The sequence below is a fragment of the Nonomuraea sp. NPDC052634 genome (assembly GCF_040678535.1).
Classification (GTDB): Bacteria; Actinomycetota; Actinomycetes; order Streptosporangiales; family Streptosporangiaceae; genus Nonomuraea; species Nonomuraea fastidiosa.
In genome coordinates this window covers 20,287-44,894 of sequence record NZ_JBFATY010000008.1, presented here as the reverse complement: position 1 = coordinate 44,894, position 24,608 = coordinate 20,287, and the positions used below count along the sequence as shown (strand labels likewise).

Below are 24,608 nucleotides of genomic sequence, written 5' to 3'. Positions count from 1 at the left end.
CAGTCTCTATACGGTCATGCCGTGAACGCCCCGAAGAAGCTGCTGAAGGGTCTCCTGGCGGCCATCGTGCTGTTCCCGGTGAGCCTGGTGGCGACCCCCGCTTCCGCAGCACCCCCCGAGAACCCGGAACATCCCTGGCGGCGCGACCACTGGCCGCAGACCCAGCCCTGGCAACTCGACGAGTCCCTCGACGCCGGTGAGCAGGCTCTGCGCAAGACGCCGAGCAGCGGGCTCAAGCCCATCGACCCGCAGAACTGGAAGAACCCCGACAACATGACGTGGGCGGACTACAAGAAGCCGCCCGGCACGAAGTGGAACGACCCGAACGTCAAGGGGTCGCAGCGCACCTTCAAGGGCGCGCTCGTGCTGCTCGACTACCCCAACCAGCCGTTCGTGGTGACCCAGCCGCAGAACTCCACGGTGTACGGCAACCCGAGCGCCGACGCCCACGACATCCCGCGCGAGAAGGTCGCCAAGTTCTACGAGGACTTCCTCAACACCCCGAACGCCCTCAACAAGGGGCACACCATCCACGAATACTGGATGGAGGACTCCGGCGGCCGCATCGGGGTGGAGCTGACCGGGTTCGGCCCGTACATGATGCCGGGCAAGGACCACGAGTACGCGATGGAGTACCAGCGCGAGTCGTGCCCGGCCGGCGACACCTGCAACAGGAACCTGCGCGCCGACGGCAACGCCGCCTGGATCGCCGACGTCGGCCAGGAGGTGGCCGACCAGTTCGACTTCATCTTCTACCTCAGCGCCGGGCAGGACGAGTCGGCCACCTGGCAGGAGTTCGGGATGATGAAGTTCCCGACCAAGGAGGACGTCACCGACGAGTGGGGCCCGCCGGACGACGCGCTGCCCAACTGGTCGCCCACCCGCTACGTCGAGTGGACCTCCTGGCAGGCCGGCTCCAACTTCTGGCCCAACGCCCGCTTCGGCATCGACTCGGTGCAGGCCGAAAGCTCCGGCATGGCGACGTTCGCCCACGAGCTGAGCCACATCATGGGCATCGCCGACAACTACAACAACCCGTACGGGCAGCCGCCGCGGCGCTCGTACACCGGCATCTGGGAGATGCTGAGCCGCGGCAGCTTCAACGGACCCGGCGGCCCGCACTCCCGCTGGCTGATCCCGCCGGTCGCGGGCGCGTCCATGGGTTCACACCACATGCTCCGCAACAAGATCAAGCTGAACATGGTGGACGAGGCGAACGTGCTGCGGCTCAGCCGCGAGGCGCTCGCCGAGTCGGGCCTGGTCACCGCCAGGGTGACCGCGCGCGTGGTCAAGCCGGGCAAGAACGAGCTGTCCGGCATCAACATCGCCATGGATCAGGACCGCAGCAGCTGCGACACCACCGATCCGCTGTGCGACGGCGGCGGCTACGACAACTACACCATCGAGGTCGTGGACCGCATGGGCAGCGACTCGTTCACCCCCGACTCCGGCGTTCTGCTCGCCAAGACCAAGGACGAGGACCGGGCGCCGTTCGAGTGGGTGATCGACGCCAACCCGCAGGACATCGGCATGACCGACTACGTGCTGCCCGACGGCACGAAGGTCCCGATCACCGTCGGCGACTACCGCCAGCTCTCCGACGCCCTCTTCCACGCCGGCACCGACTCCGGCAGCGAGTACGAGTACGTCGACGAGGCCAACCGGCTGCACTTCTACATCACCGACGTGCACCGCAACCGTGAGGGCGAGCTGTCGTACACGGTCGCGATCCGCTCGCTCGACGGCGCGGGCCCGCAGCGGCGCGGGGTCAAGCTGCTGCCCTCGGCCGGCCTGCCGTCCGGCAAGAACGTCTCCACCTGCAAGTTCCCGCTGATCAACACCGGCAAGAAGGCCCCGGCGCGCGGGCAGCACCCCGAGGACGTCAGCGCCTACCTCAACGCCGACATCTACCGGCTCACGGCCGAGGTCCAGGGCAAGGGCTGGAGCGTCCGCGTGCCGAACGCGCTGGCCTCCGTGGAGTTCGGCAAGCAGAAGCTGGTCAGCGTGGACGCCGTGCGCGACGGCGGCGCTCACGTGGCCAAGGTCAAGCTCACGGCCACGTCCGAGAGCGACCCGGCCAAGAAGATGACGGCCACCTGCACCGTCATCGGCTGACCGGCGATCCACTGGACGACGATGGGGCGCGGCCGGCGCGGGCCGTGCCTCATCGTCCCCAGATCGGCTAGGTCAGGGGCGAGCGGAGCAGCTCGCCCGCCGTCTGCCTGGCCTCCATGATGCTCTCCTCGAACAGCTTGCGGACGTGGCTCGCCTGGTCCGACAGCTCCCTGATGCGGTCGTGCGCCAGCTCGTCGCGTACGGTCTCCGCCAGCAGCTGCTGGTACTCCGGCGTCTTGGCGGCGAGCTTCTCCAGCCGCTGGTGCGCGTGATACGCCTTGTCCGCCTTGATCACCTGCTTGGCGTACTTCTCAAGGTGGCGTACGCGCCGGGTCAGCGACGTCCAGGCCGCGTCCAGCGCGCTGGTGTACGGCCGGAACGCCTCCTCCATGTCCGGCGGCAGCTCACGCGGCACCAGCTTGCGCTGCTCGGCGTGCATCGACGACAGCCGCCGCAGCCGCTGCGCGATCTGCCAGAGCTCCTCCGGCAGCGACACCTGGTTGTCCACGCTGTCGATCAGCCGTTCCTTGTGCACGGTGGAGTTCAGGATGGCATCCACGGCGTTCTGCGCCCTGCGCAGCAGCATCTGGCAGGGATGATCGAGATCCTCGGGTAGCACGTAGTGCTCGGCGTGCGCTCTGGCCAGCTGCAGTCTTCGCCTGGTCGTGCGGTAGGCGCCGTCCGTCGCCAGCCACCTGAGCAGCACGATGACACCGGCTCCCATGCCCATGACGAACAGCGGCGCGCTGCCGGTGATCATGAACAGCAGAAGGAGGAGGGCCGGGAGGACGAACAACACGGCCGGATTGTGCGTGGTGTCCATGCGCGCACCGGTACGAGCCTGGCGGAGAATGTGCGGGCTCGACCGCAGCTCGGCCGAGACCTCCGGGCGCAGCGATGGATCGATCACCAGCCGGGGAGGCAGAGCTCGTGGATCCATACGTTCATGCTGCGTTATGAATCTCCAATTCGCTGCATTCTCGGGGACATATAGGGTCGTGATCGTGAGCGAGACGACGAGGTGGATCGACCTTGAAGGCGCGGTCAACGCGCGTGACCTGGGCGGATTGCCCACGATTGACGGTGGCCGCACCCGGCGCGGGCGGCTCTACCGCGCCGACAACCTGCAGGCGCTCACTCCCGCCGACGTGGCGCTCCTCGTCGGCGAGCTCAACCTGCGGCACGTGGTCGATCTGCGCTCGACCGCCGAGGTGCACCTGGAAGGCCCCGGCCCGCTGACCCGGGTGCCGGAGGTGCGCCACCACCATCTGACGCTCTTCGCCGAGGGCGGCCGGCACACCGACGTCGATGCCGACACCGATGCCGACACTGATGCCGACACTGATGCCGACACCGAGGCCGACGCCGCCATAGATGGCATCGACGGCGAGCGGGTGCTGCCCTGGGTGGACCGGGTGCTCGACGAGGAGCTGCGGGTCACCGGGTTCTACTTCGGCTACCTGCGCGACCGGCCCGACGCGGTGGTGGCCGCGCTGCGGACGATGGCGCTGGACGACGGCGCTGCGCTGGTGCACTGCGCGGCGGGCAAGGACCGCACCGGCGTGGTGTCGGCGCTGGCCCTGGAGGTCGCGGGCGTCACCAGGGAGGCCATCGTCGAGGACTACGTGGCCACGGGGGAGCGGATCGAGCTGATACTCAAGCGGCTGCGCAGCAGCGACACGTACCGGGACGACCTCGACTCCAGGCCCGCCGACGACCACATGCCGCGCGCCCGCTACATCGAGCAGTTCCTCGGTGTGCTCGACGACCGGTTCGGCGGCCCGATGGGGTGGCTGGCCGCGAACGGCTGGACCGACGCCGACACGGCGGCGCTCCGCGGGCGCCTGCGCGACTGACGGCCCGGCGCTTTGGACCGACGGGCCGCTCTGAGGACGGCGAGCCGCTTGTGGGTGGCGGGCCGCTCTGAGGACGGCGAGCCGCTTGTGGGCGGCGGGCCGTTTTGAGGACGGCGAGCCGCTTGTGGGCGGCGGGCCGCTCTGGGGACGGTGAGCCGCTAGCGGGCGGAGGGCCGCTTGGACGGCGGGTTGTTTCCGTGCGGACTGCCCGGCTTCAGCCGAGGTTGACGACGACGCCTTCGGAGGCCGACCGGCGGGCCGCCTCGATGACGGTCAGCGCCTCCACAACGCTCTGCGGATCCACCGGGGGCGCGCCGCCGTCGCGCAGCGCCGCCGCCACCTGCCGGTAGAAGTCCAGGTACGCCCCCGGCTCGGTGCGCACGACGCGCCGCTCATCCGCGGGCTGATCCTCGGTGCCCAGCACGCCCCAGCGCTCCTCCACGTCGTCGCCGAAGCCTGGCGTGTCGGGCGTCATCCCGGCCCGCAGCCGCTCCTCCTGCACGTCCATGCCGTGCTTGACGAAGCCGGACGCCGAGCCGAGCACCCGGAACCTGGGCCCGAACCGGGCGGCCACGGAGCTGACCCACAGGTGCGACCGCGCCCCGTTCGCGTGGGTCAGCGCGATGAAGGTGTCGTCGTCGGCCGCCACCCCTTCGCGCCGCACGTCGCTCTCGCAGTAGACCGCGCGTACCGGGCCGAGCAGCTGCAGCGCCTGATCGATCAGGTGGCTGCCGAGGTCGTAGAGCAGCCCGGGAACATCGTCAGGGCCGCCGCTCTCACGCCAGCCGCCCTTGGGCACCGGACGCCATCGTTCGAAGCGCGACTCGAAGCGCAGCACCCGGCCCAGCGCCCCTTCCTCGACCAGGCGGCGCACGGTGCGGAAGTCGCCGTCCCAGCGGCGGTTCTGGAACACGGTGAGCATGAGGCCGCGCTCCTCGGCCAGGCGGATCAGCTCGCGCCCCTCATCGGCGGTCCTGGCCAGCGGCTTGTCCACGACCACCGGCAGGCCCTCCTTGAGCGCGGACGCGGCCGTTGACACGTGGGTGCGGTTGGGGGAGGCGACCACGACGAGGTCGCAGCGGCCCCACAGCTCCTGTACGTCGTCCACTGCGGCGGCCCCGTACCTGGCGGCCACCTCGGCCCGGCGATCGGGGTTCCTGGTCACCACGGCGGCCAGGGACAGGCCGGGGGCGGCGTGGATCAGCGGGGCGTGAAAGTAGGCGCCCGCCGTGCCGTAGCCGACGAGGCCGACGCGGATCTCGCTCATCGGCTCAGGGTAACCGCTGCCCACCCGCCCGCCCTAGAGCGCCCGCTACTCCTCGTCACGCCCGCTACTCCTCGTCACGCTCGGCCAGGAAACGCTCGAACTGGGCGGCCAGCTCGTCGCCGGTGGGCATCGGCGTGGCCTCCGCCAGCAGGTTCTCCTTCTGGGCGCCCGCGGCGAACGCGTCGTACTGCTGCTCAAGGCCGATGATCGCGGTGGACAGCTCGGCGGAGGCCCTGATCTGCTCCTCGATCTCCGTCGTCGTACGCCGGGCGGCCTCGTGCAGCTTCTCCATCGGGAAGACCAGCCCCGTGCCGCGCGTCACCGCCTCGAGCGCGGTCACGGCGGCGGTCGGGTACTCGGCCTGCGACAGGTAGTGCGGCACGTGCACGGCGTAGCCCACGGCGTCATGGCCCTTGGCGCCCAGCCGCAGCTCCAGCAGGGCAGCCGCGCTGCCGGGCACCTGCACACGGCCGAACACGCTGGACTGCGTGGAGATCAGCTCGGGCCGGCTGGCGTGCGCGGTGATGCCGAGCGGCCTGGTGTGCGGCACGGCCATGGGGATACCGTGCACGGTCACCAGCTTGCTCACGTTCAGCCGCTCCACCAGCTCGCCCACGGCCTTGGCGAACAGCTCCCACTCCCGGTCGGGCTCCGGTCCGTTCATCACCAGGAACGGGGTGCCGGTCGCGTCCTCGGCGGCGTGCACGGCCAGCTCGGGGCTCTCCCAGTCCACCCACCGGTCGGTGTCGAACGTCATGATGGGACGCCGCGACCGGTAGTCGAGCAGCCGGTCCACGTCGAACCTCGCCACGACCCGGTGCTCCAGCTCGGCCAGCAGGTGGCCCAGCGCGAGGCGTCCGGCACCGCCCGCGTCGACGAAGCCGTCGAAGTGGTACAGCAAGACCGGATCATGCAGCTCGGGCGCGTCGTCTGCGAGCTCGTAGAGATCCTTCGGGTCGAACACGGTTGGACAGCCTTTCCCTAGGTACTCTTCACCAGAACCTACGGCGGGACAGAACGATTCCGTGCACGGCACCCTATCGGGACGAACCAGTTCGTATGGACGAAGACCCGAAGGCGTAGGCGTCCTGGACGACGCCGATCTCCCTGGTCAGAGCGGGCGACATCGCGATCACGGCGCGCGCATGCCGCAAGCGGGGCCCTGGCGGACGGCGAAGGTGACACTTTGCTGGCCACCGCAGGCTCAAGGCGGTCACGCACGCAGCGCTCATCGAGAAGGGCACCGACGCCATGCGGGTGTTCCCGGTCGTGGGCACGGCCCGCATGGTCGTCAGTGAGATCGAGCTAGTCGGCCAGCTCGCGCTGGAAGCCGGTGACCTGGCCGCGCAGCACCGGATCGGCGAACCGGCGCGTCTCCTTGGCCCAGTCGAGGTAGCCGCGCATCCAGTTCTCGAGCCCTGTCACGCAGCGGAGGGTGCTGTGCCGGCGGTTCTCGTCGGTGCCGAGCTCGTCGAACGTGCGCTGAAGGTCCGCCTTGGCCGCTTCGAAAACGCGTACGCGCTCGGAGATCTTCTCGTTGACCATTTCCACGGCGACCTGAAGGGGGCAGTTCAGGGCCTTCCAATAGACGATGACGAGATTGTGGAATTCCCCTTGCAGCAGCTCGCGCCTTAAGCCGATCAGGTCGTTGGTGCAGACGACGACGTGCCCGGCTTCGTGGACGAGCGTGCGATACGCGGTCGAGGCGCGGATGTCGTCGGGCACCTCGAACTGCTCGGCAAGTTCGATGATGTCGAACGAGGGCGGGACGTAGGCGATGTTGAGCTTGTGCTCGACATAACTGTCGGGATCGGGGATCTCACCCCTCGTGCGGTTATCGACCTCCCACTGGGCGGTTTCGAAGCAGTCCTGAAGGTGGGTGGCGAAACGGTTCCACCACTGTGCGCTGGCGTGCAGGAGCATGCGGTCACGGATATCGGCCAGCCCGTGGAGTATCGGCCCTGCGGAGTCGTGCAGCGGCTCGCCGTTCAGCACCGCACGGAACTTGTCCGCCATACGCCGCGCCAGGTCGGGGTCCGAGCCCACCTCGGCCAGCTCGAACTGGTCGTCGTAGACGTGGAACCAGCTGTTGAGGTCGGCGGCCAGCGCCAGGGCCGGCACCGACGCCTCCGGATAGAGCCTGGCGACGAGCCGGGAGTACGACTCCCCTGCGAAGCGCGAGGCCGCGGTCTCGTCGGCGACGAGTTTGAGCCGCCGAGCCCAGGAGATCGTGTGCTCGGCAGCGACGGCCTCGAAGGGATTGATCCTGGAGGGGTACGGAATGGAAGGGGTGGGTAGCGAAACAGGCGGTATTTCGGGCATAAGTGCGCAGCCTCCCCACGGGAACTGTGGCAAATGCCCCTCGTTGGGGCAGATGTCGTTCCCGTGGGCCTACCCGAAGCAGAATTTGCCCAATCATCTAGTCGATTACGGGTAAGGGCGAAAAAGATTACGGACTGGGCGATTTAGCTGTCGTATGCATCATCCTGTGCGACCGTGACCGCTTGGTCCAAATCGAGCGCTGCACCCGCCTCAAACTCCATTTTGTAACGGTCCTCGCCGAGGAGCTTCTTGCACTCCTTGACGCATTTGTCGTGGTCCGCCGTGAGGAACGGGGCGCCGAGCATGGGCAGGCCGGACGAGCGCCAGTTCTGGTGCAGCGCACCGAGCAGCATCACGGCCCGCTCGGCCTGGCCCATAGACGAGTAGATCTTGGCGATCGTCTCGAGCGCCATGAGCGTGCCGACGGTGTCATGGAAGTAGCGCTTGATGCGCAGCGCCTCCTGGGCGGTCGCCAGCGCTTCCTCCAGCCTGTTCATCGCCATCATCGGGAGCGACAACGCCCAGTGCGCGTACGAGCTCACCCACAGCTCCCCGCGCTCGCGGCAGACCTGCAGGCAGTCCGTCAACAGCGACTCGGCCTCGTTGACGTCCCCTTGCTCGGTGAGCACGATGGACAGCTCCACGATGGCGGGAAGCAGGCCCGGGTTGAGCTCCTTGTTGTCGGTGTTGAACTCGATCGCCACGCCGAGCAGAGCGCTCGCCTTCTGCAGATCGCCCTGCAGCATCGCGGCCGTGCCCTGCATCTTGGAACCGAGGATCACGGCCCGGGAGTCGCCCACCTGGACTGCCTCGACGCTGCAGGCCTCGGCCGTCTCACGCGCGCCCACGCTGTCGCCCTGGGCGCTGCGGACATACGACAGCACCCACAGCGCCTTGCAGCGCTCCTTGCTGGGCTTCGGGTTGGCCTCAAGGGCGCGTTCGAGATAGAGACGGCCCTCGCGGGCGAAGCCGCAGCACACCCACATGAACCACAGCGACGACAGCAGGGTGAGCGCCAGCGGCTCCTTGCCCGGCGTGGACAGCGCGTGCTCAAGCGCGAGGCGGACGTTGTCGTGCTCCTGCCGCATGCGGACGAACCAGTAGATCTGCCGCGGCCCCGACCAGGCGTCCTCGCTGCGCTGCGCCAGGCTCAGGTAGTACTCCAGGTGGCGCTGGCGCAGCTGCTGGGTCTGGCCCAATTTCTCCAGCCACTCCTCGCCGTACTCGGCCAGCGTGTCGATCAGCTTGTAGCGCACGCCCGCGTGGTTGCTTCTGATGAGCAGGATCGACTTCTCCACCAGGCCCGTCACCAGGTCGGTGATGTCCTCCGACGGCAGCCGCCCGTCGGAGCAGACGAAGCGGGCCGCCTCCAGCTCGAAGTCGCCGGCGAACACCGACAGCCGCGCCCACAGCAGCCGCTCGGCGGGCTCGCACAGCTCGTGGCTCCAGCCGATCGCCGCGCGCAGCGTCTGGTGCCGCGGCAGCGCCGTACGGCTCGCGCCCGCCAGCAGGCTGAACCGGTCGGCCAGTAAAGCGAGGATCTGCTCGACCGACAGCGCGCGCAGCCGCACCGCCGCCAGCTCGATCGCCAGCGGGATGCCGTCGAGCCTGCGGCACAGCTCCGCCACCGGGCCGATGTTGTCCTCATCGAGCACGAAGTCGGGCACGCTGGCGCTCGCGCGGGCCGCGAACAGCTGCACCGACTCGTTGGTGAACAGGCTCTCCGCCGGGTCGTCACCCGGCACCTGCAGCGGCGGCACCGGCACGACGTGCTCGTACGGCAGGTGCAGCGACTGGCGGCTGGTGGCCAGCACCTTCAGGTTGGGCGCCGCCTCCAGCAGCTCGTGCACCAGCTCGGCGCAGCCCTGCACCAAGTGCTCGCACGTGTCGATGATGAGCAGCATGTCGCGCTCGCCCACCCAATCCGACAGCGACTCCGACTCCGCCCGCGAGGACTGGTCGGCGATGCCGAGCGCCGAGGCGATCGTGTGCCTGACCATGCCCGCGTCCTGCAGCCGGGCGAGGTCGGCGAACCACACGCCGTCGGGATATTGGGCGCGCACCTGATGGGCCAGGCGCAGCACCGTACGCGACTTGCCCACACCTCCGATGCCTGTCACGGTCACCAGGCGTGACTCGTTGAGGTGCCGTTTGAGGTTGGCGAGGAGACGTGTCCTGCCGATGAAGCTGGTCAGCTCCGCCGGTAGATTGCCTTCTCGCCGCCAGCCTGTCGGGGTGGCCATGAGCAGCCTCACGGGGGGATCGGCGACACCTGCCTACGCATCGTACCGCTGACCTCGCGAACTGTCCTTGATCCCGACGACACATCGGGAATGGGTTTGTACGCCTCGGTAGCATGTACGGCGTGAAGGATTTCCTACCCGAGCAGACCTTGGACGACACCGACCTCGGCTGGGGCGACTGGCGCGAGGCCGACGACGACTCCTTCTACCTCGAGAACCGGCCCCCGCACTGGGACTGACCAGGTGACCTCCGGCGACCACGTTCTGCGCCCCGCCAGGCCCGCCGACTACGACGCCATCGCCGCCGTGGTCGACGACTGGTGGGGCCGGCCGGTACGCGCCTCGCTGCCCCGGCTCTTCCTCGACCACTTCCACGCCACCAGCCTCATCGCCGAACGCCCCGGCTCCGGCGACCTGGCCGGCTTCCTCATCGGGTTCCCGTCGCCGTCGCTGCCCGACGATGCGTACATCCACTTCGTCGGCGTCCACCCCGCGGCCCGGGGGAGCGGTCTGGCGCGCACCCTGTACGAGAGCTTCTTCGCCCTCGCCCGTGATCACGGGCGGCGGGTCGTCCGGGCGATCACCGCGCCCGTCAACACGGCGTCCATCGCCTTTCACCGCAAGATGGGCTTCACGGTCTCCGGCCCGGTGCCCGACTACAACGGCCCCGGCACCAGCCTGATCACCTTCACCCGTTCTCTCTGACGGTTTCTCCGTACGTCGTCCGGCGAGAGGCGTCCGTGTTGTGCGGCGAGAGGCGTACGGACGGCACGTCAAGCACTTTGCGTAACTTATCCACCACTTTCCGTATGTGTTGATCGTTGATCGGGAAAGTCTCTGATCACGGTAAGGAGGTGGTTCGGTGGCGCATATCCTCACCCGGCGGAAGCTGACCGGCGAGCTCGTCGCGGAGTTCCTCGGCACGATGGTGCTCATCTTGTTCGGCTGCGGCGTCGTCGCACAGGTCATCGCCGCCGAGCTGGGCGACCACGACAGCATCGCGTGGGCGTGGGGCATCGGCGTGACGCTCGGCGTGTACGTCGCCGGCCGGACCACGGGAGCCCACATCAACCCGGCCGTGACGCTGGGATTCGCCCTGTTCAGGGGGTTCCCGTGGCCGAAGGTCCTGCCGTACGCGCTGGCCCAGACCCTCGGCGCGTTCGTCGCCGCGCTCATCGTGCGCTGGAACTACACCGAAGTGCTGGCCATGGCCGACCCCGGGCACACGATCAAGACCCAGATCGTCTTCTCCACCCTGCCCGGCAACGGCACACTGCCGGTCTCCATGTGGGGCGGGCTGCGCGACCAGATCATCGGCACCGCGATCCTGCTGTTCGTCGTCTTCGCGCTCTCCGACGTCCTCAACATGGCGCCGGGAGCGAACATGGGGCCGTTCCTCATCGGCCTGCTCATCGTCGGCATCGGCATGTCGTTCGGCACCGACGCCGGTTACGCCATCAACCCGGCCCGCGACTTCGGCCCCCGCCTGGCCAGCTGGCTCACCGGCTACGAAGGCGCCTGGCGAGATCAGCATGGGGACCCGTACTGGTGGGTCCCCATCGTCGGCCCGCTGGTCGGCGGAGCGCTCGGCGCCGCGCTCTACCAGCTGTGCATCGCCCGTTTCCTGCCGCAGGGCGAGGACCGCGACACCGTCAAGCCGTCAGATTGAGAGTGAGCCATGCCTGATTTCGTCGGCGCGGTGGATCAGGGCACCACCAGCACCCGCTTCATGATCTTCGATCACGACGGCGCCGAGTACGCGAAGTACCAGCTCGAACACGAGCAGATCCTGCCCAGGGCCGGCTGGGTCGAGCACAACCCGATCGAGATCTGGACCAGGACCGCCGCCGTCATCCAGACCACCCTTCAGCGCACCGGCCTGCACTTCGACGACCTGGCCGCGCTCGGCGTCACCAACCAGCGGGAGACCACCGTGGTGTGGAACCCGCGTACCGGCCGCCCTTACTACAACGCCATCGTCTGGCAGGACACCCGTACCGACCGCATCGCCGCCGCGCTCGAAAGCGACGGCCGCGGGCAGGTCATCCGCGACAAGACGGGGCTGCGGCCGGACGCGTACTTCTCCGGCGGCAAGATCCAGTGGATCCTCGAGAACGTGGACGGCGTCCGCGAGGCCGTCGACCGCGGCGAGGCCGTTTTCGGCAACACCGACACCTGGACGCTGTGGAACCTCACCGGCGGCGTCAACGGCGGCGTGCACATCACCGACGTCACCAACGCCAGCCGCACCATGCTGATGGACCTCGACACGCTCGACTGGGACGACGAGCTGCTGTCGTTCTTCGGCATCCCGCGCCAGATGCTGCCCGAGATCCGCCCCTCCTCCGACCCTTCGACCTACGGTGTCACCTTCCGGTACGGCCCGCTCGGCGGCGAAGTCCCCATCACCGCCATACTCGGCGACCAGCAGGCCGCCACCGTCGGCCAGGTCTGCTTCGCGCCCGGCGAGGCCAAGAACACCTATGGCACCGGCAACTTCCTGCTGCTCAACACCGGCACCTCCCGCGTACGCTCGGAAAGCGGCCTGCTCACCACCGTCGCCTACAAGTTCGGCGACCAGCCCGCCGTCTACGCGCTCGAAGGCTCGATCGCCGTGACGGGCTCCGCCGTGCAGTGGCTGCGCGACCAGCTGCACATCATCACCTCCGCCCCGCAGAGCGAGACCCTGGCGCGGCAGGTGGCCGACAACGGCGGCGTGTACTTCGTACCGGCCTTCTCCGGGCTCTTCGCGCCGTACTGGCGGGCCGACGCGCGCGGCGCCATCGTCGGGCTGTCCCGCTTCAACACCGACGCCCACATCGCCCGCGCGACCCTGGAGGCCATCTGCTACCAGACCCGCGACGTGGTCGAGGCGATGCAGCGCGACTCGGGGGTGGTCCTGGACGTCCTGCGAGTGGACGGCGGTGTCACCTCGAACGACCTGTGCATGCAACTCCAGTCCGACATCCTCGGCGTTCCCGTCAGCCGCCCCACGGTCTCCGAGACGACCGCCCTGGGTGCGGCGTACGCGGCCGGCCTCGCCGTCGGCTACTGGCAGGACACCGACGAACTCCGCACCCACTGGGCGGAGGACCGCCGCTGGGAGCCGACGTGGACGGAGGAGCAGCGCGAACAGGGCTACGCCGGCTGGAAGAAGGCCGTCACGAAGTCCTTCGGCTGGCTCGACTAGCGCCGCCGAACCGACCCCGCCCTTCGACCGGCTCGGGGCACTGAGACGGACATGGGTGTGGGGCTAGTGGTGTGGGTGGGGCTGACCACGTTGTGGGGCTAGTGGTGTGGTAGGGCTGACGCGGATGCTGGGCGAGCGGAGTGGGGTTGGGCCTGACACGGTAGCGATGAGGTCGCGCTCCCACCCGGTCGGGCGAGACCGTGCCCACCCGGCGCACGAGGTTCCGGGCCTGCCGGTCTGGCGAGCTTGCGCCTCCCACCCGCCGGGCCTTTGGGCTCCCAGCCTGCCACGCGAGATGGCGTGTCCTGCCGGTCTGGCGAGCTTGCGCCTCCCACCCGCCGGGCCTTTGGGCTCCCAGCCTGCCACGCGAGGCGGCGGGCCCTGCCGGTCCGGCGAATTCGCGACACCTCGCCCGGCGCGTGACATTCGTGCCCCGTCCGTCTGGCGAGGCTGTGTTCACAGGTCCCGGCGGACGAGGGACGCACACCCTCGCCGCCGGGACGCACAGCGTGCGCAGCAGCCGGCTCTGCCGGGTGGCGGCTCACCGGCGGTCGGTCGGCGGACCAGCTCAGCTCACTACGTCCTTCGTACGGAAGCGGCGGAAGGCGATCGCGATCAGGATGGCCGCGTACGTGATCGACACCGATGCGCCCTTGGCCATGCCGCTCCAGTCGAGCTCCGGCGCCAGGGCGTCGAGCCAGGCGTTGTTCCAGAACGTGGGCAGGAACTCGCGCAGCGACCCCAGCGCCTCGACCGCCTGCAGGATCGTGCAGACGATCCACAGCCCGACCGCCCCGCCCACGGCGCCGAGCGGGGAGTCGGTCATGGTGGAGAGCAGGAACGCCAGGGCGGCCACCACGAGCTGGCTGACCAGGGCGTACCCGATCACGATGCCGAACCGGGGCAGGACGTCGAGCGCCGGTATGACCTCGCCGGTGCCGGGCACCTGGATGTCGTCCCAGCCGAACGCCAGCGTGCCGGCGAGCAGCGCCATCAGCGGCAGGCAGATCACCGCCGCGGCCGCGTAACCGAGCGCGACGATCAGCTTCTGGCGCAGCAGCCGGTCGCGGGGGATCGGCGCCGCCAGCAGGTAGCGCAGCGACGACCAGTTGGCCTCGCTGGCCACGGTGTCGCCGCAGAACAGCGCCACCGCCACCACCAGCAGGAAGTTGGCGGAGACCGACAGGGCGAAGGCGGCGAAGTTGAGGCCGCTTTCGGTGGCGAGGTCGGAGATGCGCAGCGACGACTGCCCCTGCCCGCTCGACTGCGGCCCGAACTGGAACGCGATCACCAGGATCCACGGCAGTGCGAGCAGCAGCCCGAACATGCCGATCGTGCGCCGCCGCTTGAACTGCCTGACGATCTCGACCCGCAGCGGCAGCGTGCGGCGGGGCGCGTAACCGGTCGCGGCGGTCATGACTTGTCTCCGATGAGGTCGAGGAACACGTCTTCCAGGCGCGGCCCGTGCCCGTTGCCGGTCGCGGCCGAGCTGAGCAGCCGCGACACGGGGCCGGTCGAGACCAGCCGCCCGCGCCGCATCACCACGACGTGGCTGCAGCTCTGCTCGACCTCCGCCAGCAGGTGGCTGGAGACGATCACGGTACGGCCGTCGCGCGCGTAGCGCTTGAGCACCTCACGCATCTCGCGGATCTGGGGTGGGTCGAGCCCGTTGGTGGGTTCGTCGAGCACGAGCAGGTCGGGCAGGCCGAGCATCGCCTGGGCGATGGCGAGGCGTTGCCGCATGCCCTGGGAGTAGGTGCGTACGGCCCGCTCCAGCGCCTTGCCGAGCCCGGCGATCTCCAGGGCCTCGTCGAAGTGCGCGTCGGCGACGGGCCTGCCGGTGGCCGCCCAGTAGAGCTCGATGTTGTCGCGGCCGGACAGGTGCGGCAGGAAGCCGGGGCCTTCGACGAACGAGCCCAGCCGGGACAGCACGGGCGCGCCCGGCGTCACGCGTTCGCCGAAGATGCGGATCTCGCCGGCGTCGGGCTGGATGAGGCCCATCATCATCCGCATCGTGGTCGTCTTGCCCGCGCCGTTGGGGCCGAGCAGGCCCAGCACCTGGCCCTGCTCGACGCGGAACGACAGGTTGTCGACGGCCAGCTCACCGTTGCGGTACGCCTTGGTCAGCCCGCTGATCTCCAGCGGCACCTCCGAAGAAGAGGCCGTGGGCCCTTCGTCCGCGGCGGTGTCACCGGAGCCGGCGCGCTCGTGTGCCTTGCTCCTGTCGCCGTTCACGACGACCACGCGCGCGGACGGCGAACCGCCCGGGCTCACCTTCTCGGTGCCGTTGGAGCTCACCTTCTCCGCGGCCGCGCTCTCGCCGTCTGCGCCTTCCGCAGCCCTTCCGTTGGAGCTTGCGTTCTCTACGGACCTGCTCTCCACGGCCGTGCCATTCGCGACTGCGCCATCTGCGCTGTCCGCGACCGCGCCATCCGTGTTTGCGCCATCATCCGCGTTCACGCCATCCGCGACGGCGGCCTTCGCCGATGCGCCGGTGGCGGTGCTCACCACGTCGGGTGTCGGGTCCGTGCCGATCGGACGGGCGCTCTTACCGGCGAGGGCGGGGCGGCGGCGGGACGAGGTGCGGCCCGTCACCAGGATGACGGCGGCCACCACCACGGCGACCAGCGGCATCGCCCACACCCACCAGGCGACCCCGGTCGGCGCCGCGGCCAGCGTGCGGACGGTGGGGATCGTCACCGCCGGGGAGGCCAGCTCGACCTGGTAGGCGGCCGGCTGGTCCGGCGTCGCATAACCCATGTCGGTCGTCGTCACCACCAGGCGCAGGCGGTGGCCCACGGCGAAGCGGTGATCGACGGCCGGCAGCGTGATCGTCGCCTCGGCGCTCTGCGAGCCCTCCGGGATGGAGACCCGGAACGGCGCCACCAGCCCGGCGGGGAGTGTGGGCGGCTGGACGGTGTCGGCCACGTCGTACAGCTTGGCGAACAGCGTCACATCTCCCGAGCCCGACACCCTGACCTTGACGGTCGGGCTGCCCGTGAGCTGGAGCGGAGCGGTGAGCGGCTGCGACTCGAAGGCGGCGCTCTGGCCCGGCATGTCGATGGACACGCCGCTGCCCTGGCCGCCCAGCAGGCCGCCGATGCCGGGAACGCTGGAGATGGAGGCGGGCGCGCCGCCCGGCGGATTGACGATGTTCTGGGTGGGGCCCGCGAGCCGGACCGTCGTGGTGTCGGTGCCGGTCAGGCCGGGGTAGGAGCCGGCCTCGGGGTGGAGGCGGATGCGCTGGCGGGTGCCGGGGTCGCGCCCGCCGTCACGGGTCACCGTGAACGCGCTCACCGGCGGCGCGGCATCGCCGGAGCCCTCACCCTTGAGGTAGCGGGCGAACCAGGCCGCGGTCTGCTCGAACAGCCAGTCGGCCTCGCCGTTGCCGCCGTCGTGGCCGCCGTCGAACCAGGCGATGCTCACCGGCGTGCCGCCGCTCGCGATGGCCTTGGCGTTGGCGTCGGCGTGGCTGATCGGGAACAGCGAGTCGCGCTGCCCCTGAATGAGCAGGGTCGGAGCCTTGATCTGCCCGGCCACCGTGACGGGGCTCGACTTGCGCAGCAGCTCCACCGCTTCGGGCGTGGCCCGGCCGTCGGTGGCGACCTTCTGGTAGATGTCGCAGATCTCGGGCAGGAACCGGCCGCAGCGCGCCTGCTCGGGCGTCAGTGGCGCGGCGGCCTCGCGGCGGCCGAGCAGCGACGCGGTGTCGAGCGAGACGCCCTGGCCGAAGAAGATGCCGGCCCACATGCGCTTGAAGACCCCGTCGGTCCCGTCGGTCTCCCCCTGCCTGGCGGCGTTGGGGAACAGCGCGTCCGCCAGGTCGGACCAGGTGATCTGCGGGACGATCGCGTCGACGCGCTTGTCGTAGGCCGCCGTCATCAGCGCGATGGCGCCGCCGTAGGAGCCGCCCGCGATGCCCACGCGCGGGTCGCCCGCCGCGTCGAGCTGCACGTCGGGGCGTTTGGCGAGCCAGTCGATGAGCTGCTTGACGTCTTTGACCTCGTAGTCGGGCGAGTTGAGCGCGATCTGACCGCCGGAGCGGCCGAAGCCGCGTGCCGACCACGTGAGCACGCCGTAGCCCTGCTGGGCGAGGCGGATCGCCTGGTCACGCATGCTTCGCTTGCTGCCGCCGAACCCGTGGGCGAGCATGACGACAGGAGCTTTCCCGCCATCGGGCGGCGGGAAGAACGTCGTGTCGAGCTGGACCTGTTGGTCGTCAGCCGGTCCATCGACGACGGTTATCTGCTGGTCTTGGCCCCGCACTTGAGGCGCCGACGGCCATACGAGCCATGTCGCCACCCCAATGAGGGCGAGTGCCACTACCAGAGCGGCCACACGCTTCATGTGGTGAGCCTACTTTCCGCACCTGAGAGATCCCTGAGACGGCGTACGCGCGGACGCACGCCGAGTGACGAAGCGGCAGAGCAGGGGGTCTTCACGACGGTTGTCACGCCAGGAGCGCGTAGACCGTCGTCGCCTGGGCGGTGACGTCGGAGCCGCCGTCGGCCCGCATGGTGATGTCGGCGAAGGCCAGCGTGCGCCCGAGCTTGGTCAGGCGTACGTCGACCAGCACGTCTTTGCCGGTCACCGGCCGCTGGAACGTAGTGGACTGCTGCACCGTCGTCATCGGCACGAACCCGCCGCGCGCCGCCGAGATCGCGACGACCGTGGCCGTGTCGGCGGCGGCCATCATGGCCTGGCCGCACAGCCCGCCGCCCTCTCTGGCCAGGTCGTCGGACCAGGGGAGGCGGACGATCGCGTGGCGCTCGCCGACCTCCTCCACGCGCAACCCGAGCTGACGGATCCAGGGGGCGAAGTATTCCTGGAGGATCGCCTCTGCTTCTTCTGAAGTCACGCGGCCATCATGCACGCTGGACGGGACGGGCGGACCGCCTCGCTCACGACCTGTGGACAAGCGGCCCCGGCCCGCCGACGCCTGTGGACGAGCCGGGAGGACGGACGCGCATGCCGGCCATGAACGACGACGACAACAGCGACAACAGCGACAACAGCGACAGAAACGACGACAACGCCGCGGTCGAGGTGTTCCTGCCCTCCACCTACGAGAAGGCCGTCCCGTACAACCTCTTCGCCCGCCTCCGCGAGGAGAGCCCCGTCTGCCGGATTCCCGAGCCCGCCGTCGGCCCCTGGCGGGCCGGTCCCGGTTACTGGGCGGTTTTCCGGCACGCCGACGTCAAGCATGTCCTGCGCACCCCCGAGGACTTCTCCTCCCACCTCGGCGCCACCCAGATCCGCGACCCCGACACCCCGGCCGACCTGGAGTTCGTCCAGGTGCAGATGCTGAACATGGACCCGCCTGGCCATTCCAGGCTGCGCAGGATCGTGGCGGCGGCGTTCACGCCGCGCGCCGTGCGCGCCCTGGAGCGGACGATCGCGCAGCGGGCGGCGGCGCTGTTCGAGGAGGGGGAGTGCGACTTCGTGGAGGTGGCCGCCGACCTGCCCGTGTGGACGCTCGCGCACATCATGGGCGTGCCCGAGCAGGACAAGCGGCTGCTGTACGACTGGGCGTCCCGCGTCATCGGCTACCAGGACGCCGACTACGCGGGCCTGTCCACGGCGGACGTCAACGCCCTGACCCCCATGGGCCGCCGGGCCGTGCAGGTGAGGCCGCGGCCGGAGCCGGGCGTCAACCCGCGGTCGCGGGCGGCGCTCGCCGACATGTTCGCATACGCGCACGCGCTGGCCGAGTCCCCCGTGGACGACGAGTCGATCATTCCGCGATGCGCAGGGGCGGCTTGACGGAGGCCGAGTTCGAGAACATGTTCTTCCTGTTCGCCGTCGCCGGGAACGAGACCCTGCGCAACGGCATCCCCGGCGGCCTGCTCACGCTCCTTGAGCATCCCGCCGAGTTCGACCGCCTGCGCGCCGACCCGGTGCTGCTGGACTCCGCGATCGAGGAGATGCTGCGGTTCTGGCCGCTGGTCATGCACTTCAGGCGTACGGCGACCCGCGACCTCACGCTCGGCGGCCGGCGGATCAGGGCCGGCGAGAAGGTGGTCGTCTACCACGCCTCCGCCAACCGTGACCCGGCCGTCTTCCCCGACCCGGACCGCTTCGACATCGCCCGTACCCCCAACGACCACGTGAGCTTCGGTTTCGGCCCGCACTTCTGCCTGGGCGCGCACCTGGCCCGCGCCCAGCTCCGCTCGGTGTTCAGGGAGCTGCTCTCCTGGGACGTCGAGCTCGTGGGCACGCCCCGCCGTCTCGTCTCCAACTTCCAGAACGGCCTCAAGCATCTCCCCGTACGCCTGCGCCGCCGCACGAGCAACCGCTGAGGCCACCACGACAACCGCGGAAAAACCCCGCGACTGGCCGCACCCCCCGCCGCCTACCATCGGTGCCTGTGGTGGACTACCTGAGCATCAACCGGGCCGACTGGAACGCGCGCGTCCCCCTCCACGTCTCCAGCGACTTCTACGACGTCGAAGGTTTCAAGAAGGGACGCAACGCGCTGCGTACGACATCGTCTACACCGGCATCGGCGCTCTCGTCTGGCTGCCCGACATCACCCGCTGGGCCGAGACCGTCGCCAGGCTCCTGAACCCCGGCGGCTTCCTCTACCTCGCCGAGTTCCACCCGATCACCGAGGTGTTCGACGACGAGACCGGCACCGCCCTCACGCACGACTACTTCGACAAAGGGCCCCACATCTGGTCGGATCCGGGCACCTACACCGGCGGTCTGCACGATCACCCGACGTCGGTGCAGTTCAGGCACGGCATGGGCGAGATCGTCACGGCGCTCGTGAACGCAGGTCTGCGCCTTGAGTTCCTGCACGAGCACGAGTACACGCTGTTCCGCCGCTTCTACGCGCTCACCGAGCGCGACGGCGCCTACTGGGCTCCGGAGGGCGCGCCCAGGGTGCCGCTCATGTTCTCGCTGCGCGCCTGCGCACCTCCGGCGGCAGGGCGCTGATCTCGTACGTCGTCCTTCGAAGCGGCCCTGAAACCCCTCCGGGCACGGCTTTTCGGACGCTTGACCGTAAGATTTCCGGCGTGAAGTCTCCAGCATCGCTCAAGAAGGCAGCCGCCTGGGCCGCGCCCTACTGGACCCGCGGCGAGGCGGGCCGCGACACACCGCACGACCTGTTCAGGGTGCTCTACTTCGGCTGGCTGGTGGCGCTCACGCTCAAGCTGCTCGGTTCGGCCTGGGACGTCTCCTGGCACTTCAAGTGGCTGCGCGACGACCTGGCGCCCCCGCACCTGCTCAACTCCGTCGGCACGGCCCTCGTCGTCGCCCTGACCGTGATCCACGGCTACACCGGCTACGGCGTGGACAAGGCGGCGCTCAGGCTCATCCAGTGGGGCACCGGCGTCTTCCTCGTCGCGGTGCCGCTCGACCTGATCAACCACCGCATCAACGGGCTCGACATCACCTCGTGGAGCCCGTCCCACATGATGCTGTACGCGGGGACGTTCCTCATGATCGCAGGCGTCATCCGCGGCTGGTACATGGGAGCCCCGCCCGGCCGCGAGCGTACGGTCGTGCTGGGCGCGTTCTTCGCGTTCTTCCTGGAGAACGTGCACTTCCCCGAGCAGCACCAGGAGTACGGCGTGCTCTCGCTCGGCGCGTGGGACAACGGCGCGACCTACGCCGAACCGATCCTGCTGCGGTTCGCGGCCGACCAGATGCAGCGGCCGGTCGACAGGGAGATGATGGCCGGGTTCACGCTGCCCGTGCCCGACTACGTCTACCCGGTCTACGCGGTGATCGCCGGGCTGGCGGTGCTGGTGCTGGCCAGGCGGCTGATCGGCCGGTTCGGGGCCGCCACGCTCGTCGCGGCGGGCTATGTGGGGTTCAGGACGGTCATCTGGCCGCTGCTGACCTTCACCGGCTTCCCGCCGTCGGCGATCCCGTTCTTCCTGATCGCGGCCGGGCTGCTGGTGGACGTGGCGTTCCTGGTGCGCTGGCCGTACGTGCGGGCGGTGCTGGGCGCGGTCATCGCGACGGCCGCCGCGTATGGCGCGCTGGTCGTGCAGAACGCGGCCATGGGGCCCGTCTACGGCGCGATCAAGGGCCAGGAGGGGCTGCTCGGCGCGCCCCCACTGGCCACCTCGTCGGCGGTGTGGGCCGGGATCGGCCTGCTCGTCGCCTGGCTCGCGATCGAGGCCATCACGAGCCGGCGGAACGTGCCCGCCGGTGCCCCGGCCCCGGTGGTGGCGGCGCCGGCCACCACCTGAGCAGCGGCGGTCAGGCGATCGAGGAGCGGGTGATCGCCACCGCCACCCCGTACGCCAGACCCATCACGCTCACCTCGGCCACCGTCCACCCGATCAGGGCGGTGGCCTGTCCTTTCCTGATGGCGGGCAGCAGCCGGAACCGGATGTGCCCGGCCAGCGGCACCAGCAGCGCCACCAGCGCCGCCTTGGTCACCACCAGCAGCCCGTAGTCGCTGGTCACGATCGCGTCGGGCAGGGTCACGCCGGGCGTGAGCGCCATCGTGCTGAGACCCGTGATCAGCCCCGACAGCGACACCAGCAGCAGGCACATGGTGGCGATCTTGGAGAACCTGGGCAGCGCCAGGGCCAGCAGGTCGCGGCGCCGGGAGAGGAACGCAACCGTGACGATCAGCCCGCCGGTCCACGCCGCCGAGCCCATCACGTGGACCTCCATCGAGATCATGATGGGGTCGTGCCAGATCGAGTTGACCGCGTGGCCGGTGACCGGGATCGGCAGCAGCCCGAACAGCGCCACGATGATCCGCAGCTCGGCCGGCACCTTCTCGCCGAACCGCACCGCCATCAGCCCGATCCCGGCCGCCGCCAGCGCGCACGCGGCGCTGAACAGCAGGCCCTGGCCCGTGCCGACGCTGTCGACGTAGTCGGCGATCATTCCGAACGTCGGCACGACGCCGGGGTTCAGCTCTGCGGTCTGGAAGACGATGGTGAGCAGCGCGCAGATCGCCCACGCCCACGCGGCCGTCACGGCCAGCGGGCGCACCCGCCGCAGCACCGGCTCGGTACGCTCCGGCGCGTCGAAGCCGAGCAGCTTGGGCAGCAGGCTGAGCCCGACCACGGCCACGGCGGCGATGTCGAGCAGCGCCCGCACCACGGGCAGGCCGATCGCCACGACGGGCCCCGGCATGGGGATGCCCGGTACGGACTCCTGCGCGGTCAGCGAACTGGCCGCCACGGCGGCGACGACCGCGCACACCCCGAACGCGCCGGCCAGCAGCCGCCCGCCGGTCTCGCGCGTCTGGGGCAGCGGGGGAGCAGCGACACTCACGCCCCCGCCCCCTCACCGGGACGCCCGCCGCCGGCCCCGGTCCCGGCTTCGCCTTCGCTCCCGGCGCCTGCGGTGGACGCGGCGGCCGCGGGCGCGGCGGGTGCCTCGGAGGGCGCGGCGGCCGGCGCCGCGGGGGCCGCAGAAGCAGTAGGGGCCACGGGAGCGGCGGGTCCGGCGGTGCCGGAGGCTGCAGGGGCCGCAGGAGCGGCGGGGGCCGAGCGGCGCAGTGCGACGACGGTGCCTATGGCGAGCACGACCAGCGCCCCCAGAACCCACACCACGGCCATCCCGGCACCACCGTTGGCGGCCGCCTCGGCAGCGGCCGCGTCGGAGCCGGGCTCCTGCGCGGCGGGTGGGGTGGCGGGCGCGGCGGCGCCTCCGGCCGTCACGGTGAACCCGATCTTCCCGGTGACCGGGTGCCCGTCGGCCGACAGGATGCGGTAGCCGACCGTGTACGAGCCGGCGGGCAACGGCTTGACCTGTACGGTGACGCGTTCGGCCGCGACGACGGCGGCGCCGTCGGCCCACGAGCCTCCGTCGGCGGACGTGACGCCTACCTGCGCGTACCCCTGACGCACCGCCTGGTCGAACACCAGCGTCACCCGTTCGGGCGGGGCCGTCAGCGTGGCACCGTCCTTGGGATCGCTGCTGATCAGCACGTTGTGCGCCCGCGCCGGCGACCAGAGCACCCCGGTCGCGGCGACGGCGAGCAGCAGGACCGTGAGTAGCCGCCTCACAGATCGCAACCTTCCATCGAACCTCGTCATGAACCTGTATATGGTCCCATCCATGGCGGACCTGTTCGGCGGCGCGGCCCCCTACTACGCGCGATACCGCTTCCGCCACCCGGAGCCGGCGATCGGGCATCTGGCGGAGGCGTTCGGGGCGGACAGCACGGTGCTCGACCTCGGCTGCGGCCCTGGCACGGTGGCGATCCCGCTGGCCGGGCGGGTGCGCGAGGTCCTGGCCGTCGATCCCGACGAGGACATGCTCGCGGAGGGCAGGCGCCTGGCGGCGCGGCGGCCGAACGTGCGCTGGATCGCCGGCGACTCCGAGCGGCTGCGGGAGCTGCCCGCGTTCGACCACGTGGTGATGGCCAGGTCGTTCCACTGGATGGACCGGCGGGCGGTGCTCGCCGAGCTGGACGCGCTGCTGCCGCCGGACGGCGTGGTGGCGCTGGTGGGCCCGGCGGTCGATCACCCCGAGTTGCCGTGGGAGCCGGCGATGCGGCGGGTGCGGGACGCGTTCGGCATCAACACGTTCACGGCGCGCAACAGCTACCAGGCGACCGGCGTGCCGCACGAGGCCGTGCTCGGCGGCTCGCCGTTCAGCGTGCTCGGCAGGGCGCGGTTCGAGCAGCGGCTGACGTACGACGTGGCGGCCGTGATCGGCCTGCAGCTGTCGTACTCCTACACCGCGCCGGCCCGCCTCGGCGACCGGCTCGGCGCCTTCACCGAGGCGGCCAGGCGCGCGCTGCTCGCCGACCATCCGCCGGGCACGTGGGAGGTGACGACGGTCACGGAGGTGCTGACGGCGCGACGCCCGCCCGGATCCCCATGAGCTTCCCCGTGCGCCTGCCGGCCCCGGGTCCGCCTCCGGCGGCTCTCGGCGCGGGCCGGAGGAGCCAGGCGGAGGCCGTCCGATGAGACCGGAGGGTGAGGGTCACAGGTTCTCCGCGGGCACCCCCAGCTCCATCGCCGCCGCCGTGCGGATGAGCACGTTGACCCGGCGCCGTGACAACACCTTGGGATGCGTGTGCGTCTGCACCGCCAGCCCGTCGATCAGGGCGAACAGCCGCCACGTGGTCGCGTCGGGATCCTCGCAGTCGAAGTCGCCGCTCGCCACGCCCGCCTCGATGATCGTGCGCATCAGCGTGCGGCCCCTGGCGTCGATGCGCCGCGAGATCTCCTCGAGCTCGTCACTGCGCATGGCCTCGGACCAGGCGTCGATCCACAGCCGCCAGCCCTCCGTGGGGATCGCCGGCGAGCAGAGCCTGAGCAGGGAGCGCAGGCGTTCGAGCGGCGTGCCCGAGGAACGCTCGACATCGGCGAGCGCCTCGAGATGCACGCGCGCCGCGTAGCCGAATGCCTGCGCGAACAGCTGCTCCTTGGTCTCGAAGTGGTAGAAGAGCAGGGCCTGGCTGACTCCGGCGGCCCTGGCGATGTCCAGGGTCCTGGTGTGCCCGAAACCTTGCTCCGCGATCACCTCGCAGGCCGTCTTCAGCAAATCCTCGCGCCGTAATCGGCTGAAACCAGTTGTCACAGCGAGTAACTCTAACTTCTGATCACTAGTATTTATAGGACAAAACGGACGTCGGTCCTTCTGGTTATGTGAAGCCCCTGTATGTCTCAGTTGTCCCGTTCATC

General features: G+C 70.1%; 21 protein-coding genes. 10 read left to right on the top strand and 11 right to left on the bottom strand.

Going from position 1 to position 24,608, the window contains the following annotated elements; translation table 11 throughout:
• Positions 1–21: 21 nt before the first annotated feature.
• Positions 22–2,115 (top strand): M6 family metalloprotease domain-containing protein, encoded by a 2,094-nt coding sequence (locus AB0K67_RS29245; protein WP_364066783.1) that lies wholly within the window; start codon positions 22–24, stop codon positions 2,113–2,115.
• Between the two features lie 67 nt (positions 2,116–2,182).
• On the opposite strand, the gene AB0K67_RS29240 is transcribed toward AB0K67_RS29245, so the two are convergent.
• Entirely contained in the window at positions 2,183–3,055 is an 873-nt protein-coding gene (locus AB0K67_RS29240) for a hypothetical protein (protein WP_364066781.1), read from the bottom strand.
• Between the two features lie 64 nt (positions 3,056–3,119).
• Between AB0K67_RS29240 and AB0K67_RS29235 the strand changes: the two genes are divergently transcribed.
• Positions 3,120–3,971, top strand: coding sequence for a tyrosine-protein phosphatase (locus tag AB0K67_RS29235; protein WP_364066779.1), 852 nt, complete (start codon positions 3,120–3,122; stop codon positions 3,969–3,971).
• A 214-nt stretch (positions 3,972–4,185) separates the two neighbouring features.
• Here AB0K67_RS29235 and AB0K67_RS29230 read toward each other — a convergent pair whose 3' ends face one another.
• From AB0K67_RS29230 to AB0K67_RS29215, 4 genes are all read right to left on the bottom strand, one after another.
• On the bottom strand, positions 4,186–5,238 hold the full coding sequence (locus AB0K67_RS29230; protein ID WP_364066777.1) for a Gfo/Idh/MocA family oxidoreductase: 1,053 nt from the start codon (positions 5,236–5,238) through the stop codon (positions 4,186–4,188).
• Between the two features lie 64 nt (positions 5,239–5,302).
• The gene (locus tag AB0K67_RS29225; protein WP_364066775.1) at positions 5,303–6,202 is read right to left on the bottom strand and encodes a PAC2 family protein; all 900 of its coding nucleotides are present in this window, start codon (positions 6,200–6,202) and stop codon (positions 5,303–5,305) included.
• 341 nt (positions 6,203–6,543) lie between these two features.
• On the bottom strand, positions 6,544–7,560 hold the full coding sequence (locus AB0K67_RS29220; RefSeq protein WP_364066774.1) for a hypothetical protein: 1,017 nt from the start codon (positions 7,558–7,560) through the stop codon (positions 6,544–6,546).
• Positions 7,561–7,703: 143 nt separating this feature from the next.
• Positions 7,704–9,803 (bottom strand): AAA family ATPase, encoded by a 2,100-nt coding sequence (locus tag AB0K67_RS29215; RefSeq protein ID WP_364066773.1) that lies wholly within the window; start codon positions 9,801–9,803, stop codon positions 7,704–7,706.
• A 243-nt stretch (positions 9,804–10,046) separates the two neighbouring features.
• Here AB0K67_RS29215 and AB0K67_RS29210 point away from each other — a divergent pair, with 243 nt between their 5' ends.
• The 3 genes from AB0K67_RS29210 to glpK all read left to right on the top strand — a co-directional run bounded on the left by AB0K67_RS29210 (position 10,047) and on the right by glpK (position 12,993).
• Positions 10,047–10,508, top strand: coding sequence for a GNAT family N-acetyltransferase (locus tag AB0K67_RS29210; protein ID WP_364066771.1), 462 nt, complete (start codon positions 10,047–10,049; stop codon positions 10,506–10,508).
• 157 nt (positions 10,509–10,665) lie between these two features.
• Positions 10,666–11,472, top strand: coding sequence for an MIP/aquaporin family protein (locus tag AB0K67_RS29205; RefSeq protein ID WP_364066769.1), 807 nt, complete (start codon positions 10,666–10,668; stop codon positions 11,470–11,472).
• 9 nt (positions 11,473–11,481) lie between these two features.
• The gene (gene glpK, locus AB0K67_RS29200) at positions 11,482–12,993 is read left to right on the top strand and encodes a glycerol kinase GlpK (RefSeq protein WP_364066767.1); all 1,512 of its coding nucleotides are present in this window, start codon (positions 11,482–11,484) and stop codon (positions 12,991–12,993) included.
• A 568-nt stretch (positions 12,994–13,561) separates the two neighbouring features.
• Here the strand turns inward: glpK and AB0K67_RS29195 are convergent.
• The 3 genes from AB0K67_RS29195 to AB0K67_RS29185 all read right to left on the bottom strand — a co-directional run bounded on the left by AB0K67_RS29195 (position 13,562) and on the right by AB0K67_RS29185 (position 17,851).
• Positions 13,562–14,410, bottom strand: a complete 849-nt coding sequence (locus AB0K67_RS29195; protein ID WP_364066765.1) for an ABC transporter permease subunit — start codon at positions 14,408–14,410, stop codon at positions 13,562–13,564.
• Positions 14,407–17,340, bottom strand: coding sequence for a CocE/NonD family hydrolase (locus AB0K67_RS29190; protein WP_364066763.1), 2,934 nt, complete (start codon positions 17,338–17,340; stop codon positions 14,407–14,409). The genes AB0K67_RS29195 and AB0K67_RS29190 overlap by 4 nt, the downstream gene beginning before the upstream one ends.
• A gap of 103 nt (positions 17,341–17,443) precedes the next feature.
• Positions 17,444–17,851: a PaaI family thioesterase gene (locus AB0K67_RS29185; RefSeq protein ID WP_364066762.1), complete on the bottom strand. Its 408-nt coding sequence runs from the start codon at positions 17,849–17,851 to the stop codon at positions 17,444–17,446.
• A gap of 110 nt (positions 17,852–17,961) precedes the next feature.
• Here AB0K67_RS29185 and AB0K67_RS29180 point away from each other — a divergent pair, with 110 nt between their 5' ends.
• The 4 genes from AB0K67_RS29180 to AB0K67_RS29165 all read left to right on the top strand — a co-directional run bounded on the left by AB0K67_RS29180 (position 17,962) and on the right by AB0K67_RS29165 (position 21,197).
• Positions 17,962–18,756 carry a hypothetical protein gene (locus AB0K67_RS29180; protein WP_364066760.1) on the top strand — a complete coding sequence of 265 codons (795 nt, stop codon included), beginning with the start codon at positions 17,962–17,964 and terminating at the stop codon, positions 18,754–18,756.
• Positions 18,738–19,292 (top strand): cytochrome P450, encoded by a 555-nt coding sequence (locus AB0K67_RS29175; protein ID WP_364066758.1) that lies wholly within the window; start codon positions 18,738–18,740, stop codon positions 19,290–19,292. The genes AB0K67_RS29180 and AB0K67_RS29175 overlap by 19 nt, the downstream gene beginning before the upstream one ends.
• A gap of 313 nt (positions 19,293–19,605) precedes the next feature.
• A complete protein-coding gene (locus AB0K67_RS29170) occupies positions 19,606–19,932 on the top strand; it encodes a hypothetical protein (RefSeq protein ID WP_364066756.1) in 327 nt (108 codons plus the stop codon).
• A gap of 80 nt (positions 19,933–20,012) precedes the next feature.
• On the top strand, positions 20,013–21,197 hold the full coding sequence (locus AB0K67_RS29165) for a hypothetical protein (RefSeq protein ID WP_364066754.1): 1,185 nt from the start codon (positions 20,013–20,015) through the stop codon (positions 21,195–21,197).
• A gap of 10 nt (positions 21,198–21,207) precedes the next feature.
• On the opposite strand, the gene AB0K67_RS29160 is transcribed toward AB0K67_RS29165, so the two are convergent.
• Positions 21,208–22,242 (bottom strand): CopD family protein, encoded by a 1,035-nt coding sequence (locus tag AB0K67_RS29160; protein ID WP_364066752.1) that lies wholly within the window; start codon positions 22,240–22,242, stop codon positions 21,208–21,210.
• The gene (locus AB0K67_RS29155; protein WP_364066750.1) at positions 22,239–22,979 is read right to left on the bottom strand and encodes a copper resistance CopC family protein; all 741 of its coding nucleotides are present in this window, start codon (positions 22,977–22,979) and stop codon (positions 22,239–22,241) included. The genes AB0K67_RS29160 and AB0K67_RS29155 overlap by 4 nt, the downstream gene beginning before the upstream one ends.
• A 52-nt stretch (positions 22,980–23,031) precedes the next feature.
• Here AB0K67_RS29155 and AB0K67_RS29150 point away from each other — a divergent pair, with 52 nt between their 5' ends.
• Positions 23,032–23,802: a class I SAM-dependent methyltransferase gene (locus tag AB0K67_RS29150; protein ID WP_364066748.1), complete on the top strand. Its 771-nt coding sequence runs from the start codon at positions 23,032–23,034 to the stop codon at positions 23,800–23,802.
• A gap of 102 nt (positions 23,803–23,904) precedes the next feature.
• On the opposite strand, the gene AB0K67_RS29145 is transcribed toward AB0K67_RS29150, so the two are convergent.
• Positions 23,905–24,504 carry a TetR family transcriptional regulator C-terminal domain-containing protein gene (locus AB0K67_RS29145; RefSeq protein WP_364066746.1) on the bottom strand — a complete coding sequence of 200 codons (600 nt, stop codon included), beginning with the start codon at positions 24,502–24,504 and terminating at the stop codon, positions 23,905–23,907.
• Between the last annotated feature and the right edge of the window lie 104 nt (positions 24,505–24,608).

Excerpts from the sequence above, each read along its gene's own strand:
- AB0K67_RS29240 (WP_364066781.1), bottom strand. The coding sequence starts at position 3,055 with ATGGATCCACGAGCTCTGCCTCCCCGGCTGGTGATCGATCCATCGCTG.
- AB0K67_RS29230 (WP_364066777.1), bottom strand. The coding sequence starts at position 5,238 with ATGAGCGAGATCCGCGTCGGCCTCGTCGGCTACGGCACGGCGGGCGCC.
- AB0K67_RS29220 (WP_364066774.1), bottom strand. The coding sequence starts at position 7,560 with ATGCCCGAAATACCGCCTGTTTCGCTACCCACCCCTTCCATTCCGTAC.
- AB0K67_RS29215 (WP_364066773.1), bottom strand. The coding sequence starts at position 9,803 with ATGGCCACCCCGACAGGCTGGCGGCGAGAAGGCAATCTACCGGCGGAG.
- glpK (WP_364066767.1), top strand. The coding sequence starts at position 11,482 with ATGCCTGATTTCGTCGGCGCGGTGGATCAGGGCACCACCAGCACCCGC.
- AB0K67_RS29195 (WP_364066765.1), bottom strand. The coding sequence starts at position 14,410 with ATGACCGCCGCGACCGGTTACGCGCCCCGCCGCACGCTGCCGCTGCGG.
- AB0K67_RS29190 (WP_364066763.1), bottom strand. The coding sequence starts at position 17,340 with ATGAAGCGTGTGGCCGCTCTGGTAGTGGCACTCGCCCTCATTGGGGTG.
- AB0K67_RS29180 (WP_364066760.1), top strand. The coding sequence starts at position 17,962 with ATGCCGGCCATGAACGACGACGACAACAGCGACAACAGCGACAACAGC.
- AB0K67_RS29175 (WP_364066758.1), top strand. The coding sequence starts at position 18,738 with ATGCGCAGGGGCGGCTTGACGGAGGCCGAGTTCGAGAACATGTTCTTC.
- AB0K67_RS29150 (WP_364066748.1), top strand. The coding sequence starts at position 23,032 with ATGGCGGACCTGTTCGGCGGCGCGGCCCCCTACTACGCGCGATACCGC.